This is a genomic window from Janthinobacterium sp. 1L-D-8-B-C4 (genome assembly GCF_057291295.1).
In genome coordinates, this window is sequence record NZ_JBXAVX010000011.1 from 120,148 (window position 1) to 137,437 (window position 17,290).

Below are 17,290 nucleotides of genomic sequence, written 5' to 3' on the forward strand. Positions count from 1 at the left end.
AAGGAGACAGCATGGAACCCTCCATCAAACACGGCCTGCTGCCAATGGTCGACCAGGCGGCCAAGCTCACCGGCCAGCACCTGGCTGCGGCCCGCCTGGCCGACCTGCAGCGCCAACTCGACAACCTCGACGAGGACGGCGGCGCGGCAGCGGTACTGAGCCAGGTCTGGCAGGCGGCCGGGCTGGAAGGCGCGGCGCGCCTGCTGCACGATCCGACACCGGGCGAACTGCCGTTTGCCATCTACAGCGACAGCACCGGCTGGGGCCTGCTGCAAGCGCGCGCCGGCGACGGCGCCTGGCGCGGCGAGGGCATGGATGGCCGCCCCTTGCAACTGGCGTCGCTGGCGGGCCTGGCCTGCATCGGCCTGCCACGGCGCAGCGCACAAAGTACCGGCAAGCTCGGTGCGCTGGGCCTGGTGCGGCGCGCGCTGTGGCTGAAAAAAAGCGTGTTTGTCGACGCCGTGCTGGCCACCGCCATCGTCACCCTGCTGACCATGGCCACTTCATTGTTTTCGATGCAGGTGTATGACCGCGTGATTCCAAACCAGAGCTTTGCCACCTTGTGGGTGCTGGTGGTAGGCGTGGCGCTGTCGATCGGCCTGGAATTCATCCTCAAGCAGGTGCGCAGCCGCATCGTCGACCACTCGTGCAACGAGGTCGATCATGAACTGTCGGAGTGGTTTTTCCAGCGCATGCTGGGCATCCGCATGGAAGCGCGGCCAGCCTCGGTCGGCACCCTGGCGGCGCAGGTAAAAGGCTTTGAAATGGTGCGCGGCGTACTGACGTCGACCTCGCTGTTCGTGCTGACCGACGTGCCGTTCGCGGTGCTGTTCCTGATCATGATCACGATTATTGGCGGCTGGCTGGTGGTGGTGCCGCTGGTGGCGCTGCCGCTGGCCCTGGTGTGCGGCCTGATGTTCCAGCGCGCGATCCAGGCCCACACCCGCAACAACCTGAACGCCAGCAACCGCAAGGCCGGGCTGCTGGTCGAAGCGGTCGATGGCGTCGAAACCCTGAAAGGCAGCAGCGCCGAATGGATGATGCAGGCGCGCTGGGGCGAGCTGGTGGCCGAAACCAGCCACGCGGAACAGAATATCCGCGACTACGCGGCGCTGTCGCAAAACATCACGGCCGGCTTCCAGCAACTGACCAACGTGGCCCTGATTTCCATGGGCGCCTGGTTCGTGGCCGAAAACCAGATGACCATGGGCGCCCTGATGGCCTGCACCATCATCAGCAACCGCGCCCTGATGCCGATCGTGCAGCTGCCTGCCGTGATGGTGCAGTGGGCCCATGCGCGCGCCGCCATCGACGGCCTGGAACAGGTAATCAGCCTGCCCAATGAAGCCGACAACGCGGCCCACGCGCTGACGCCGCGCGGGCTGGACAAGGGCCTGCGCTTCGAGCGCATCCGCTTCAGCTACGGCGGCGCGCAGAAGGTGGCGCTGGAGGTCGATGCGCTGGCGATCCGCCCCGGCGAAAAAGTCGGCTTGGTGGGCGCCATCGGCTCGGGCAAGAGCACCCTGCTGAAACTCGCTTCCGGCCTGTTCCAGCCCTCCGAAGGCAAGGTCTACCTGGGCGATGTCGACATGGCGCTGCTGGCGCCGCCGGTGGTACGCGAAATGGTCGGCTACCTGCCGCAGGATACGCGGCTGTTCAGCGGCACCCTGCGCGACAATCTGCTGTTGGGCCTGGCCGATCCGGGCGAGGAAGCGATCCTGGCGGCGGCGCGCCGCACCGGCCTGATCGACCTGATCACCGGCCAGCCACGCGGCCTGGCGCTGGCGATTACCGAAGGCGGGCGCGGCGTGTCGGGCGGCCAGCGCCAGTTGATCGCGGTGACGCGCATGCTGCTGGCGAAACCGAAGATATGGCTGCTGGACGAACCGACCGGCGCGATGGACGCCAAGACCGAAGCGCGCATCGTGGCGCTGCTCGGGGAATTGTCGGCCGAAGGCGTGACGATGGTCGCCACCACCCACAAGAACGCCCTGCTGCCGCTGCTGGACCGGCTGGTGGTGCTGCAGGCCGGGCGCGTGCTGCTCGACGGCCCGCGCGACGCGGTGCTGGCGAAATTATCGGGCCGGCCACAAACCGTGCAGGCGGTACCGGCCGCGCCCGCCCCTACCCCCATCGTTGCCCAGGGAGCCGTGGCATGAACAATCTCAACCGCGTGACGAAAATAGAAGTCAGGAAGGAAGCCAAACGTGGCCGCATGCTGATCTGGACCTGCAGCATCGCCCTGCTGGGCGTGATCGGCTGGGCCTCGTGGGCCGAGCTGGACCAGGTGACGCGCGCCAACGGCCAGGTGATCGCCAGCTCGCGCAACCAGATCATCCAGGTAGCCGACGGCGGCGTGCTGGCCGAGTTGCGCGTGCATGAAGGCAGCATCGTCAAGCGCGGCGCCCTGCTGGCCCGCTTCGACCGCACGCGCGCCGAATCGAGCTACCTGGAAAGCACCGCCAAGGCGGCCGGCCTGAAGGCGGCCGTGGCGCGATTGCAGGCCGAAGTGTTCGGCGGCACGCCGAAATTCCCGCCCGAGCTGCAAGGATTTCCGGAATTTCGCGCCAACCAGTTGGCCTTGTTCAGCAAACGCCAGGGCGCGGTGCAGGCCGAAGTCAGCGCCCTGACCAGCAGCATGCAGCTGATCAAGGAAGAACTGGAGATGAACTTGCCGCTGCTGGAAACCGGCGACGTCAGCCGCGCCGAAATCCTCAAACTCCGACGCCAGGTGGTCGACATCCAGGCTCAGATCACCAACCGCCGCAACAAATACCTGCAAGAATCCCAGACCGACCTGGTGAAAGCCCAGGAAGACCTGGCCGGCGTGCTGCAGACGGTGACCCAGCGCAAGGAGCAGCTGGGCTCGACCGATATCTACGCGCCCACCGACGGCATCGTGCGCAATGTGCGCCTGACTACCCTGGGCGGCGTGGCCAAGCCCGGCGAAGAAATCCTGCAGATCGTGCCCACCGACGACGACCTGATCATCGAAGCGAAGGTAAAACCGGCCGATATCGCCTTTATCAAGCCGGGCCTGCCCACCGCCGTGAAACTCGATGCCTACGACTACGCCATCTACGGGCGCCTGCGCGGCACCGTCAGCTACATCAGCGCCGATACCCTGAGCGAAGACAACAAGGGCAACGAACAGCCGTACTATCGCGTCCAGATCAAGACCAGCGGGCGCAATCTTGTCGGCAAGAACGGCGAGCCGATCCTGATCCAGCCCGGCATGACGGCCACGGTGGAAATCAACACCGGCCGCAAGACGGTCTTGCGTTATTTGACCAAGCCGATCACCAAGACGTTTTCGGAGTCGATGGGCGAGCGGTGATGACGCTTTTTATCGAGACAGCTGTCGAGCGCGCAGTTGCGCGACGGCGAGTAGAACTGCCGTACGCCTACAGGCAGGAAGACTTCATCGGACAAGCCGTCGAAGACGCTGACCAACCGGCCATCTCGCATGTCGAACGCCCCCAGCACGTTATTGGATAACTCATAGCGTCCGGCGTAACGCATGAGTGCGTCGGCATCGGTCTTGATGATGGTGCGCTGTTGGCGGGTTTCTCACCGTTCAGCACCTCGATCACGGCAGGCAGCGGCACATTGCTGGCGTAGCCGTAAAAGCCATGCACGGTCAGCCCGGCGTTGTGGCTCAACAGCCTGCGCAGCGTTATCTTGCTGCCGGCCGACAGTTCGCTGTCCGGCAGTTTCCAGCTCGACAGCCCGGTGTTGACGTCGTCGTCCAGCGCCAGCTTGCCTTGCTCTTTCGGCGTCGATTGAGGAGCGCTGGCGGCACTTCGCTGCCAGGCAGCGAAATTGGCAGATACGCCACAATAACAAAAAATAATTATCAATAATGATTACCAAATAGCTAATTTCTAATTGGAAATGTTATGCTTCAAGTCAACTCCCGGACTTGTTGAGCATGCATGTCACCCGCCAGTCCGGCGAGCGCAGCGGCAGCACGCCGCTGTCGTCATTCTCCATTCGATGTCCGTTTCGCGTTACGTCACGCAGGCCTTGCCTTGCGGGTCCTGGCGCATCCATTTGAAGGGTCTTTCATGCAATCCATTTCCCATTTTTTTCACCGCCTGCCCGGACTGGCGCGGCACCGTGCCGGGCTGCTGGCCATCGCCGGCACCCTGCTGTGCCCGGCATCCCAGGCGGCGCCCGCAGCGGCCGGCACTTATACGCTGTTCAAGAATGCCAATATCGTCGACATGGAAGACGGCGGCAGCACTGCGCCGCGCGCCGGGCAAGTGCTGGTGCGAGACGGCGACATCGTTGCCATCAATACCGAGGCCGGCATGGTGAGCTGGCTGCGCGAGCACCAGATCGGTCAGGTCAGCAATACCATCGACCTGAACGGCGATATCCTGATGCCGGGTTTTATCGAACCACACGCCCATCTGGCGACCATGGCGCAGATGGCGCAAATGGCCGACATTTCTCCATGCTGGCCAAGCAGGTTTGAAACGCGCAAGCCTTATGACAGCACGGCCACAGACAATTCGGACGCCTGTCCGCTGTACATCAACGATGCCGTGACGATGCTGTATTCCGGACAGAACGCCAAAAGCAGCAAAGGGAAGTGGATCGTCGGTAACGGCATCGATCCATCGCGCATGACAACGGTTGCGGCACCCGGCAAGGATCAGACGCGCGATTTCGTGAACGATCCAGCGCGTTACCTTGCGACACAGTTCCGCGATACAAAAAACCAGCCTCTATTCCTGCTCGATCAGTCCGGGCACGTGGCCTACGTCAACCAGGAGGCGATGCAACGCGTCCTGAAGAATTGCAAAGCTGACAAGCAATGCCCGAACGTCTCCAGATCTGCCATTCAATCAAAAAAATACCAGCCGGATGATCCTTCAGCTCGATACGAATTCCACTGTACCAAGGTCACTCGTGGCTGCAATTACACCGGTCGCCTGCTTGAAACGGGCGCATATAAGGTTTTCCTTGAGCACATTATTCTGCAATTGGCGCAAGGAGAGTATCTGTTCAATGAATCGCCTTCGCGCTTTGTCGAGGAAGCACAGCCGATTACCAATGCATTGGCCAAGGCCGGCGTAACCACCCTGGCCAATGGCGGAGCGATGAATCACAAGGAAGTCAGCGATTTGCAAGCCTTGCTGGCCCCCACATCGCAAGGCCTGGATGACAAAACCCCGCTTGCACCATTGCGCGTGGTCACTTTGCTGGCGTGGAATGCAGACATGCAGGCCAAAAAAGGCAGCAAGGATGAAATAGTCTTGCCCCTGAGCGCCCAAGGCCTCGATATCTGGCAACAGCCGGGCCAGCGCTTCGGCATCCAGGGAGTCAAGCTTTGGGCCGATGGTTCGACCCAGGGCTGTTCAGCGGCACTGACCAAGGATTACGCTAAAAAAGGCCTGTGTGCCAAAGCGCGCAAAGGCCATGCCAACTACACCGCGGAGGATATCCAGACAAATCTGCAGCCATTCTGGGATGCCGGCTGGTATATCAACGTGCATGCCAATGGCGACCACGCGATAAGCAACACCATCAGCGCGCTCAAGGCGCTAGGCAAAGGATGCGCATCGGCAAACGCTGGCGCATGCGGCAAGACGCATACCCTGATTCACTTTACGGTCAGCGGCAATGGCGCTGCAAATAACCAGGTTGTGCCGGACGAAGTCAAAAACGTCCTGGCAGCGCGCGCCAACCATATTGACCTCACAACCAGCTTGCTGATCGGTCACGTCGCCTATTGGGGCGCCGCTTTCCAGAACATCCTCGATGGCGTACCGAAGAACCAGCAGAACGATTCTTCCGATCCGCATCAGCGCGTATCTCAGCTCGACGCGGCACGCTCGCTGCGTGACAACAATATCCCGTTTTCGCTGCACAGCGATGGACCGGTATCGCCCACGGTTCCACTGTGGCTGGCCGAGCAGGCCGTCACGCGCCAGAGCTGGGTCTACCCCAACCTGGGCACGGCCGGCAAGTCGCAGGCGATTACCATGCCCGGCGAGCAAGGCATCTCGTTTCACGATGCGCTGCGCGCCATCACCGTGGTGCCGGCCAAGCAGCACCAGTTGTTCGACCGCATCGGCTCCATCCGCGTCGGCAAGAAAGCGGACTTCGTGCGGCTGGCAAAGAACGACTATGAAGCCGCGCTGCTGGACCCGGGCAAGATCAGCGCCATCAAGGTGATCGGCACGTATCTTGACGGCACGCCCGTCGATTACTTCCCGACAGCGCAGTAATTGCGGCCCGGCTGGCAGCAAGATATATACCCTTTTGCGCCAGCACAAACAAGCGGCAATCGGCCCCTGACAGCGGCCGCCATCGCCCTACACTGTGTTTCCCAGCAGCATGGAATACAGGCGCGGCGATGGCATATCCGAAGATTCCCTATGTGACCGGCAGCGAGCAGGCGCTGCTGCAGTGCGGCCGTCCGCCGGAGCAACTGGTGCATGTGCGCGTGCGACGCGAGCTGCCCGGCAACGTGATCGTGATCCACGGCGTCAACGACGTCGGTACCAGCTTTGGCGCGGTGGAAAAAGGCTTGTGTCAGGGCCTCGATGCGCGCCTGTACGGCCTGCGTGAAGGCGGGCCGGGGATCTTGCGCCCCGCAGCCTGGCGCATGCCGCAGCCAGATGACAAGGACAAGCTGGAGCCGGACCCGGATGCGATTTTCTTCAAGCGCCAGCTGGTCGACACCACCAACAGCCCGGTGATCCCGTTTTACTGGGGTTTCCGCGAGCGCAGCAATGCGGCCAAGGTCGTCAACGGCCAGAACACCGACCGCCACGGCAACCGGCTCGACAAGGACATGTCGAAAAATGGCGGCCCCTTCGGCAACGCCACCAATACCCTGCCCGACATGTGGAACAAGGGCCTGTATTCGCCGCTCGATGTCGGCGGCGATCCGGTACGGCCATTGATGACGGCGCCGGGACGCATGTACATGGTGCTGGCCGCCAAGCGCCTGGCGGCCCTGATCGCCATGATCCGCGACTACGACAGCAACGACGTGGTCTCCATCGTCGCGCACAGCCAGGGCTGCCTGATTTCGCTGCTGGCGCAAGCCTTTCTGCTGGACGAAGGCAAGCGCCCGGCCGACAACCTCATTCTCACGCATCCGCCCTACAGCCTGGTGGAAGAGACCAGCATGTTTTTCGGCACCATCGAAACGAGCCGCATCTTCGGCGGCGGCAAGGATGCCGCGATGGATGGACAGTACGAGGCCATCAACAACCGCCAGACCTTCCATGCGCGATTGCAAACCCTGGTGCAGATCGTGCAGGCAGTGGTCGCAAAAAAACATGGCGTGCCCGCCTTCGGCCAGCTCAAGGATGACGCGCTGTGCCACGGCATGACCGGCGTACCCTGGCGAGCCGAGGCGGACCGCGACAACCGCGGCAAGGTGTATCTGTACTTCTGCCCGGAAGACATGACGGTCGCGCTGGACAATATGCAGGGCATCGGCTGGCAGGGCGTGCCCGATCACCTGGAGGGCAACTGCCTGTCGACGACGAAAGGCAAGAAGGAAAAAAGCACCTGGGGCAACGGCCCCACCTACTGGGAGAAGGAAGACCAGCAGCGCCTGCCCTTGCGCGAGCTGGGCGCGGGATTTTACCAGCGCGTATTTACCGGCAAGCAGCGGCTTGATCCGGCGAAAAAGACCAGCGGACCGGTGCTGGTCGGTTTGCCGCCGCACGATTTTGCGCTGCGTCTCGATGGCGAAGACGACCACGCGCATGTGGCCGGCGCCAATCGCGGCCATCGCGCCAGCCACGACGAGGCGCAGTGGCCACCCGTCAAACCGAGCAAATGGAATATATTTTCGACCGAAGCGGGCCGGCGTAAAGGCCTGCGTACCATCAATGGCGAAGCACTGCGCGTACCCAAAGCGGCCGTGCTCGATGGCGGGGAAATAGCCCCGGGCCACCTCCCCTCCACATCCAGCCAGGCCACGCTGCCGCGCAAGGAGCAAGGCCCGTGCGAAGAGGTTGACCCGATCGACGCGGCGATTGCCATTACCAGCAGCAAGGGACTGCGGCAACTTCCGCAGGAAATCGTTGCTGATCCGCGACCTGTGACGCCCCGGATTCCCGGCGAAGGCAATGGCTTCTTTGGCTCCGGCCCGCATCATCAGGTACAGCAGGCCTGGAACCTGAACAAGCATGTGAACGACCAGTGCAGGCTGATGCGTATCAGCCGCCATCCGGGCGGCGGCGATCTGCTGTTCGTAATACGCGAAGAAACCCCGAACGAGGCGCGCAAGCGCTGGCAGCAGGAAGTTAGCCCCAAGTCCTTTCACGGCGCAATTATCGGCAATGCAGAAAATCACCGGCATGTGACGGCGTATGACGTGGCCATTGGTGGCGGCAAGGCGAGCAGTGATCCGAGGTTTTACCGGTATTTGTGTGCGGTGGCCGATTGGCGGTTGCAGAAGCACATAAAAGCACCTGAACGCCAATCAATATTGCGATGGAAACAATTCCTTGAAAAATTTTCCCTTTTTTGGGCTGCAGAATCCGCATCTCGCAAGGAGCTCATCGAAGGCAACGCTGAGTATTACAGCTCGGGAGTGCTACCAGCTTCCATTCCTGCATTGCAAGCAGGACTGCCTTCAACTGTTGTGTGTGAAACAGTCAGCGGGCGACGTACCGAATCTTCCTCTCCATCCTTGAGCCGTCGGGCCATCAACGATACCCAAAAATGAAAAATACGACATTCTTCGAGGAGCAAGCAATGACCAGCCCAATAGGAAAGTACCTCCAATTGCTTTTGTTGATACCGCCCATCATCGCCGCAAGCTTGCTCGGCTCGCGCTGGTTCAACCAGCCCAAGCCTGCACCTGCACCCGCAGCCAAGCCGATCACGCAAACAGCACCGGTCACCGAACAGTCCCGGCGCGAATATGTGCTGGAAGTCATCGGCTTGGGCGTAACGCTGGACAAATATCGCCAGGGCAAACTATGGGAAGCCCTGCAAAAAGGAAACGCGCATGCCACCATACGCGAACAGGATATCCAGAAATATACGTGGGACGAAATGGAAAGATCCGGCATCGCAGGTGGCCGTGGTGGAGATACGCTGGAAAATGGCGCGAGCAAAACGCCGATGTACTTCGGCGTACCTGTATTTAACGCCGAGCCGCCCATTCATGATACCGATATGCTGGATACTCCGGACTCTCCATCAATAGGCTTGGCCGCTGGTGCCGCCCCTTCTGGCATGCACTGGCATCTGTTTCTCGCGGGCGCACGCCGCTTCGGTGAGTATCCTGACCGTATCCTGGAAGACGTCTTTGCGTTTTTTGACGCTAACCCCGATGTGCCTTACATCGTGCTCAACACCGAAGACAGCATGTCCACTCGCGATCTGTACCGTCCCGACGGCATGCCATCGCTGGTCAGGGACGGTTACTACATCCCCGAAATGCCCGACGCCTCCGCCCTGTTCGTGCTGGCCCGGCGCGAGCGCATCGATGTCGTGCGCAAGTTTGCTTTTGACGATGCCCCGCCCGAGGACAGTGTCGACGACCTCAACAACTATGGCGTGGCGCGGCGGCTGTATCTTGCTTATGATGAATTGACGCGCAAGGTTCCCAGGCCGGAACCGGATTCACCGGTTGGAAGAGTACCTCTGATAGAAGAATGGCTGCCCGTAGCCGCCCAATTCGCCCGCCGTACCGATATTCGCGGCACCGGCAGCTTCAGCATGCTCGACAAGCTCCACGGCCGCAACTACCATCCGCCAAAAGACTGGCAGCCGACGCCATGGTTTCCCGTGCCCTTCAACCGGGAGCAGCTGGCGCAGCTGGACCGCCTGCCCACCCTGGGCCTTATCCACCGCCCCACTTTCGTGAAAATGGTCGACGAGCACGGCAAGCCCCTGATTCGCCGCGACCAGCGCGAACGGGCCTTGCAGGCGGGCTGGCAGGAAGCGCTGCGCACCTTGCCCGAGACAGAACGGCCAGCGGCGCCGGCACGCCTGGTGGCGGCCACCGGCGGCGATACGCAACAGTTAATCACGCTGCACAAGACCTTGATGAAGCACGCGGAAGACGGTGGCACCGAACTCGACAGCGGCAACCCCGCGCAATGGATCGACACCGACCGGCGCCTCGGCAATACGGGCGCGGCGACCTGGTTCGTGCAGATGGCGATCGCCGTGATGGGCAGCTACCGCGATGGCGGCGTCAGCGCGGCGGTCAACCTGCGCAACCCGCAGGAAGCCTCGATCGTGCTGGTCAGCCCGCCGTCGGAGGAAAAGCGTCGCACGCAGAAACATCCGAATGGCGGCGACGTATTTGCGCACCACGGCACGCCGGCGATCGATCCGGCAAATTATCCGGCGAATTAGCCAGTTTAAAAGATGGCGCAGCAGCAGTAGCAGCAAAACGGACACGTCGCATGCCTGCCATCTGATCTGCTTCAGCCATGGCCGCATGCGTTTCCACGTTGGGCACCTTTGAGCGTGAATGGCATCAGCCCGCCCTTGCCGCCCTGATGCCCTCGCGCTGCGCTGCAACCAACGAGTGATGCATCGTCTCCAGTTTGATACTTGTGGTCGATAAAGATGGGCTACACTTGTCTTGAAGAGCGCTAAAATAGCGTCCTTCGCTTCATCCGCTTATCCGGGCAATATCACGCTCCCCTGACTCATGGCACTCGATCCCTCCACCATCCTCATCCTCTCGACCGCGCTAGCCGCCGCCGCCGCGCTTTACCTGGCCGTGGAGTGGCGCAGCGTGCGGGAAAAATCGCTGCTGTTCTGGAGCGCGGGGTTCGCCGTCATCACCGTCGGCTGCATCCTGGCCCTGCTGCGCACCAGCGGCTACTTGCTGATCGGGATCTGGTTTGCCAACGGCTTGCTGATCGCCGCCCACTGGCTGTTCCTGGCTGGCGTCGCCAGGTTCACCAACATGCGCCTGTCGCGCGCGTGGTACCTGCTTGCCCTTGCCTGGCTGGCCGTGCTGCTGCTGCCCGGTGCGGCATGGTGGTCCAAGGCAATGTTCGTTATCCAATCGCTGCTCATTGCGGGCGTCAGCCTGCGCGCCAGCTTCCTGCTGCGCCCCCATGGCGTGTCCCTGAGTGTGGGCGCGGTGCAGCTGCGCTACGTCCTGCTGCTGCATGGCCTGTTTTATTTTGCCAAGGCCGCATCGATTGTTGCGCTCGATACCTTCGTCGACCTGGCTGTCTTCCGTGGCGAGGTGATCCAGATTTCTCTGGTGGAGGGCGCCATGGCGATCATGCTGATCGCCTTGTCCATGACTGGCACGGAGCGCCACCGCCGCGAAGAACGCATCGAGCAGCTGGCCGCGCGCGACCCGCTCACGGCCCTGTACAACCGCCGCGCCCTGGACCAGCGCGCGCCCGCGCTGCTGGCACAGGCTTCGCCGCACAGCCCCGGCGCCCTGCTGCTGATCGATATCGACAATTTCAAGCAGGTCAACGACCTGCACGGCCATAGCGCCGGCGACAAATTGCTGGTGGCCCTCAGTGAAATGATCTGCAATACGCTGCCACAGGGCGCGCTTGCCGCCAGGCTGGGCGGGGATGAGTTCCTGATCCTGCTGCGCGGGGCCAGCAGCGACAGCGTGATCACGCTGGGGAATGCCTTGCGCGGCATGTTCGCACAGATGGCGCAGCAGGCATTTGCCACGCCCAAGGCAGTGACGCTGAGCATGGGCGCCACGCTGTTCGAACGGCCGCCGGCAAGTTTATCCGCGCTGCTCGAACTTGGCGACGCCGCCTTGTACTCGTCAAAACGCGAGGGGCGTGACAGCGTGCGGGTGGTGCGGGCAGCCTGATGCCAGGCCGGTGCCGCGAAATCAGGCAGACACTGAAAAAGCGAAAGAACTGGCGCTATCGCTCGCCGCCGTGCACCAGCCGCGCGTATAGCTCGGCCACGCGCTCGGGCGTGATGCCCTCGTGCTGTTCCACGGCCAGCGGATGGTCTGTCGGCTCCAGTTCAACATACGGACGCACGCCGTCGTCGCGCAGGTGCACGCGGGTTTTCAGGTTCAGGGTTTCGGGATACACGAAGAGCTGCGTGCTGAGCCAGCCAAAGAAGGGGCCGATGTGGGCGCGCTTCGCATCGTTGAAGCAGGCGTCCCAGGCGTCGAAACTGTCGCCGCCGAGCGATACCCATACACCCCAGCTGAACGGTTCATCCGCGCCATGCACGGGAATGTCGATGGTGGCGCGCACGAAGCAGTGTTCTCCATCTACGATGCAGGCGTCGCTGTCGAGCTGGCAGCGCGCCGTCCGTTCGGCCGGCGCCATCTGTTCATACAGCCACGGCGCATCGGCGCCAAAGGTGGGCATGCCCGTGTGAGTTTCGCCGCAGGAGCGGCACAGGAAGGAAAAGCTCACGCGTAAGGACGCTTATTCAAACTGCTTGCGAAACGCCTCGAACTGCGCCGCCAGGCCATCGAAATCGCTGCGCAGCTGCAGCACTTCCTGTTCCAGTTGGGCCACCCTGCTGCCCTGCTGCGGCGCGCTGACGGCGCCGGCGTAGCCTGCCGCCGTCTCGAACTGCGCCAGCGCTTCGGCGCCGCCGAGCAGGTGGCCGTAGCGTGGTTCCTTGGCGCCGGGGGCGACGGCCAGCTTGGCCACCAGCGGCGGGTATTTGTCGATCAGGAATTGCAGGCCCGATTCCACTTCGGCCACCGATTTGAATTCGTGCACGCGACCGCTGCGGCTGCGGATTTCGCCGGCTGTCTGCAGGCCGCGCAGCATCAGGATCGCCAGGATGGCCAGCTTGTCCTGTTCCAGCGACCATTTGATGCGCATGCGGTGTTCGTACTTGGCGACGCGCGCGCCGGCCTGGGTGATGCCGTTGACGAACTTGCGCTGCATCAGGCGCTGCAGCACGTCGTATACGGTTTCTTCGGACAGGGCCATCACCGGGTCGCGGCTGGACAGCTGGTTGCAGCCGTTGGTCAGGGCATTGAGCGACAGCGGGTAACTGTCCGGCGTCAGTGCTTCCTTTTCGGCCAGCACGGCCAGTACGCGGATCTCGAACGGGTCGAGCAGGTTGGGATTATCGGTGCTTGCTGCGCTTGCTTCAGTACTCATGCGTCATCCTCTTTCACTAGTCCACCAGCTTGTTCATCTGTTCCGTATCCAATTTATCACACTCGGGCACGCCCTGGCAGCAAATGCCGGCGCGCTTCAGGGTCGCCAGGATGGTTTCGATGCGCTGTTCCTGCGCCACCGCGTGCGTGATCAGGCCCTGCAGCGCTTTCGACAGCGGATCGTCGCCGTTCGGCGTGACGCCATAGGCGGCGAACAGATGGGCGGTGCTGCCTTCGCGCAGCGTGTTGAGGTCTTTTTGCACGATATGCGCGGGGTTGCCGACGGCGGTGGCGCCGGACGGCAAGGGTTTGAGCAGCACGGCGTTCGAGCCGACCTTGGCGTAGGCACCGACCGTGAAACTGCCCAGCACCTGGGCGCCGGCGCCGACGATCACGCCGCGCTCCAATGTAGGGTGGCGCTTGCTGCCGGTATGCAGCGAGGTGCCGCCCAGAGTCACGCCCTGGTAGATGGTGCAGTCGTCGCCGACCACCGCCGTCTCGCCGATCACCACGCCGAAGCCATGGTCGATGAAGACGCGCCGGCCAATGACGGCGCCGGGATGGATTTCGATGCCGGTGATGATGCGCGCGAGATACGAGATAAAGCGGCCCAGCCACTTCATGTGGCGCAGCCAGCACCAGTGCGCCCAGCCGTGCATGACGATGGCGTGCAGGCCCGCATAACAAGTCAGCACCTCCCAGCCGTTGCGGGCGGCCGGATCACGTTCGATGATGCTGTTGATGTCTTCGCGCAGGTGGTGGAACATGGGACGTGTTTCTTAATCGGTGACAGGATGCAAATGGTAGCGTATTGCGCGGGGGCTTGCTTGGGGGGCAGATAAACAACCGCCGCCTCAAGGGCGGCGGCTAAATATCTGGAAGCGCTAAAAAATGCTCAGGGCAAGGCGCATTGTCGAAGACAGTACGAATAGTACGGCAAGACAATGCAACGCCGCCATGGGCGTTTTTTATGCTTCCAGTGCGATGCGCTGGCGGCGGGCTTCGTATAGGCAGACACCCGACGCCACCGACACGTTCAAACTCTCGACCGAACCGAACATCGGGATATTGACGAGGATGTCGCAGGTGTCGCGCGTCAAACGGCGCATGCCTTCGCCTTCGGAACCCATCACCAGCGCGGTCGGGCCGGTGAAGTCGGCTTCGTACAGGCCTTTTTCGCCATCGTCCGAGGTGCCGATCAGCCAGATGCCGCGCTCTTTCAGTTCGCGCATGGTGCGCGCCAGGTTGGTCACGGTGATGTACGGCACGGTCTCGGCGGCGCCGCTGGCGACCTTGGCGGCGGTGGCGTTCAGGCCCACGGCGCGGTCTTTCGGCACGATCACGGCATGCGCACCGACACCGTCGGCCACGCGCAGGCAGGCGCCCAGATTGTGCGGGTCGGTGATGCCGTCGAGGATCAACAGCAGCGGCGGGCCGTCGACGGCGTCGAGCAGTTCGTCCAGGTTGCGCGCCAGCGACAGCTGCGAGGCAAACGCGATCACGCCCTGGTGGCGGCGGGTGCCGACGATCTTGTCCAGGCGTGCCGAATCGACGGGCATGACGCGCACGCCGGCTGCCTTGGCGGCGGCGATCATGTCCTTCATGCGGCCGTCGACGCGGCTGGCGTCGACAAAAATTTCTTCCACTGACGACGCTTCATGACGCAGGCGCGAGGTCACGGCGTGGAAGCCGAAAATCATTTTATTCTTCATTGTTTATCGTTTCTTCTTGCTTGTTTTCGAACCGGTTCTTGCTGCGCGTGGCGCCGCCGCGGCAGATGCCGCGACCGGGGTGTTGCTGTTACTGCTGGTGGACTTGCCACGTTTCGGCTTGGAAGTGCCATTGCCGCCATTGCTGCCATTGGCGACGCCGGCCTTGATTTCATGGCGCTGCTCGGTCGCGGGACCTGGCTTGACCATGGATTTCTTGTTGCGCTTGCCACCGGCAGGCTTGTCGCTGGCGTCTTCGCCAGCCACTTCGCCTTCCGTCACCAGACGCAAATCGATCTTGCGCGTTTCCAGGTCGACGCGGGCGACCTGCACCGTCAAACGGTCGGTCAACTGATAACGCTTGCCGGTGCGCTCGCCGCGCAGTTCATGGCGCGCATCGTCGTACTGGAAGTAGTCGGTGCCCAGCTCGGTGACGTGCACCAGGCCTTCGACAAACAGGGTATCCAATTGCACGAACACGCCGAAGGTGGTCACGCCGGTGATGGTGCCGGTGAATTCTTCGCCAAGTTTATCCTGCATGAAGTAGCACTTGAGCCAGGCTTCGACGTCGCGCGACGCTTCGTCGGCGCGGCGTTCGTTGGCCGAGCAATGCACGCCGAGCGCATCCCAGATGGTGAGATCGGTTTTCTTCGGCTTGCCATCGGCCTTGTCCTTCGCCTGCTGCTTGCGCGTGGCGTTCGAGACGTTGGTGTTGAGCACGGTCTTGTCGGACAATTTCGGCTCGTACTTCTTGCCTTGCAAGATGGCCTTGATGGCGCGGTGCGTCAGCAGGTCGGGATAGCGGCGGATCGGGCTGGTGAAGTGGGCATACGCTTCGTACGCCAGGCCGAAGTGGCCGATATTGTCCGGGCTGTAGACGGCTTGCTGCATCGAGCGCAGCAGCATGGTCTGCAGCAGGGCCGCGTCGGGACGCGCCTTGATCTGCTGCATCAGGGTCTGGTAATCGGTGGCCGTTGGCGTGTCGCCGCCGGTCAGGTTCAGGCCGACCTGCTTCAGGAAGGTACGCACTTGCGTGAGCTTTTCCTTGGTCGGGCTGGCGTGGATGCGATAGGTGCCCGGATGCTTGTTGCGCAGCAGCAAGTCCGCCGCACACACATTGGCCGCCAGCATGCACTCTTCGATGATCTTGTGCGCCTCGTTACGGGTGCGCGGGATGATCTTTTCGATCTTGCCGGCACTGTTGCAGACGATATAGGTTTCGGTGGTCTCGAAATCGATGGCGCCGCGCGCGGTACGCGCTTTCAGCAAGGCGCGATACACCAGTTCCAGGTTCTGCAGGTGCGGCAGGATGTCGGCGCGGCGCGCAGCTTCCGGGCCTTTGGTGTTGCCCAGTACGGCGGCCACTTCGTCATACGTCAGGCGCGCGGCCGAATGGATCACGGCCGGGTAGAACTGGTAAGCCTTGATCTCGCCCTTGTCGGTGACGACGGCGTCGCACACCAGGGTCAGGCGGTCGACCGCCGGGTTCAGCGAGCACAGGCCATTCGACAGTTTTTCCGGCAGCATCGGGATCACGCGGCGCGGGAAGTACACCGAGGTGCTGCGTTCGAGCGCGTCGGTGTCGAGCGCGTCGTTCGGCTTCACGTAATGGCTGACGTCGGCGATCGCCACGATCAGGCGGAAGCAGTTGGCGCGGCCGACTTTCACCGGTTCGCAGTAGACGGCATCGTCGAAGTCGCGCGCGTCTTCGCCATCGATGGTGACCATCGGCACGTCGCGCAGGTCGACGCGGTCTTTCAGGTCGGCGGCGCGTACTTCGAACGGCAGCTTTTCAGCCTGCTTCAGGGCGGCGGCGGAAAAGATATGCGGCACATTGAATTTGCGCACGGCGATTTCGATTTCCATGCCCGGGTCGTCCAGCGCGCCCAGCACTTCGACGATCTTGCCGACTGGCTGCTTGAAGCGCATCGGCTGCTCGGTCAGTTCAACGCTGACGATCTGGCCGGCTTTCGCCTTGCCCACCGATCCGGTCACCAGGATGTCCTGGCCGATGCGCTGGTCTTCCGGCGCCACCACCCAGGTGCCGTTTTCCTGGATCAGACGGCCGATCACATGGGTATTGGCGCGGTAAGTGACTTCCACGATGGTGCCTTCCGGACGGCCGCGGCGGTCGGTGCCGACGATGCGGGCCATGACCTTGTCGCCATGCAGTACTTTCTGCATTTCTTTCTCGGGCAGGAACAGGTCGGCGCTGGCGTCGTCGGGAATCACAAAGCCGAAGCCGTCGCGGTGGCTGGTCACGCGACCGGCCACCAGCGCGCTCTGGTCAGCCAGGCTGAATACGCCGCTGGCGTCAGACTTGAGCTGGCCGTCGCGCTCCATCGCCTTCAGGCGACGTACGAGGACGTCCATGGAGTCGGCATGCACTTGCAGCGTTTTCCCGAGTGACTGCGGATCGAGAGGCGCGTTGACGCTGCGGAATATGCCGAGAATGTCCTCCCGGCTGGGGATGGTGTGGGTATTTTGGCTCAAAAGTATTTCTATAGTTGTA

At 62.4% G+C, this 17,290-nt stretch carries 12 protein-coding genes; 6 read left to right on the forward strand and 6 right to left on the reverse strand.

The features are described 5' to 3' along the window. The first annotated feature begins 11 nt into the window (after positions 1-11). Together AC0Z42_RS19140 and AC0Z42_RS19145 are read left to right on the forward strand one after the other, a co-directional pair. Entirely contained in the window at positions 12-2,159 is a 2,148-nt protein-coding gene (locus tag AC0Z42_RS19140) for an ATP-binding cassette domain-containing protein (RefSeq protein ID WP_485469778.1), read from the forward strand. After that, positions 2,156-3,337: an HlyD family type I secretion periplasmic adaptor subunit gene (locus tag AC0Z42_RS19145; RefSeq protein ID WP_485469779.1), complete on the forward strand. Its 1,182-nt coding sequence runs from the start codon at positions 2,156-2,158 to the stop codon at positions 3,335-3,337. Before AC0Z42_RS19140 ends, AC0Z42_RS19145 begins: the two co-directional genes overlap by 4 nt. Positions 3,338-3,404: 67 nt before the next feature. Here the strand turns inward: AC0Z42_RS19145 and AC0Z42_RS19150 are convergent, their stop codons facing one another. After that, positions 3,405-3,860, reverse strand: coding sequence for a hypothetical protein (locus tag AC0Z42_RS19150; protein ID WP_485469780.1), 456 nt, complete (start codon positions 3,858-3,860; stop codon positions 3,405-3,407). A 75-nt stretch (positions 3,861-3,935) separates the two neighbouring features. On the opposite strand from AC0Z42_RS19150, the gene AC0Z42_RS19155 reads away from it, so the two are divergent. The 4 genes from AC0Z42_RS19155 (at position 3,936) to AC0Z42_RS19170 (ending at position 11,800) form a co-directional block, all read left to right on the forward strand. Then, positions 3,936-6,239 carry an amidohydrolase gene (locus AC0Z42_RS19155; RefSeq protein WP_485469781.1) on the forward strand — a complete coding sequence of 768 codons (2,304 nt, stop codon included), beginning with the start codon at positions 3,936-3,938 and terminating at the stop codon, positions 6,237-6,239. Positions 6,240-6,367: 128 nt separating this feature from the next. Further along, positions 6,368-8,704, forward strand: coding sequence for a T6SS effector phospholipase Tle3 domain-containing protein (locus AC0Z42_RS19160; protein WP_485469782.1), 2,337 nt, complete (start codon positions 6,368-6,370; stop codon positions 8,702-8,704). 29 nt (positions 8,705-8,733) lie between these two features. Beyond that, positions 8,734-10,350, forward strand: a complete 1,617-nt coding sequence (locus AC0Z42_RS19165; protein ID WP_485469783.1) for a type VI lipase adapter Tla3 domain-containing protein — start codon at positions 8,734-8,736, stop codon at positions 10,348-10,350. 301 nt (positions 10,351-10,651) lie between these two features. Further along, the gene (locus AC0Z42_RS19170) at positions 10,652-11,800 is read left to right on the forward strand and encodes a GGDEF domain-containing protein (RefSeq protein ID WP_485469784.1); all 1,149 of its coding nucleotides are present in this window, start codon (positions 10,652-10,654) and stop codon (positions 11,798-11,800) included. Positions 11,801-11,855: 55 nt separating this feature from the next. Here the strand turns inward: AC0Z42_RS19170 and AC0Z42_RS19175 are convergent, their stop codons facing one another. From AC0Z42_RS19175 to rnr, 5 genes are all read right to left on the reverse strand, one after another. Continuing rightward, positions 11,856-12,365 (reverse strand): DUF2199 domain-containing protein, encoded by a 510-nt coding sequence (locus AC0Z42_RS19175; RefSeq protein ID WP_485469785.1) that lies wholly within the window; start codon positions 12,363-12,365, stop codon positions 11,856-11,858. A gap of 12 nt (positions 12,366-12,377) precedes the next feature. Further along, positions 12,378-13,070, reverse strand: a complete 693-nt coding sequence (locus AC0Z42_RS19180) for a YceH family protein (RefSeq protein ID WP_485469786.1) — start codon at positions 13,068-13,070, stop codon at positions 12,378-12,380. A 16-nt stretch (positions 13,071-13,086) separates the two neighbouring features. Beyond that, positions 13,087-13,836: a serine O-acetyltransferase gene (cysE, locus tag AC0Z42_RS19185; RefSeq protein ID WP_485469787.1), complete on the reverse strand. Its 750-nt coding sequence runs from the start codon at positions 13,834-13,836 to the stop codon at positions 13,087-13,089. A gap of 201 nt (positions 13,837-14,037) precedes the next feature. After that, entirely contained in the window at positions 14,038-14,781 is a 744-nt protein-coding gene (gene rlmB, locus AC0Z42_RS19190) for a 23S rRNA (guanosine(2251)-2'-O)-methyltransferase RlmB (protein WP_308922064.1), read from the reverse strand. A 3-nt stretch (positions 14,782-14,784) separates the two neighbouring features. Further along, complete coding sequence (rnr, locus tag AC0Z42_RS19195; RefSeq protein ID WP_485469788.1) at positions 14,785-17,271, reverse strand: ribonuclease R; 2,487 nt, start codon at positions 17,269-17,271, stop codon at positions 14,785-14,787. Positions 17,272-17,290: the final 19 nt, after the last annotated feature.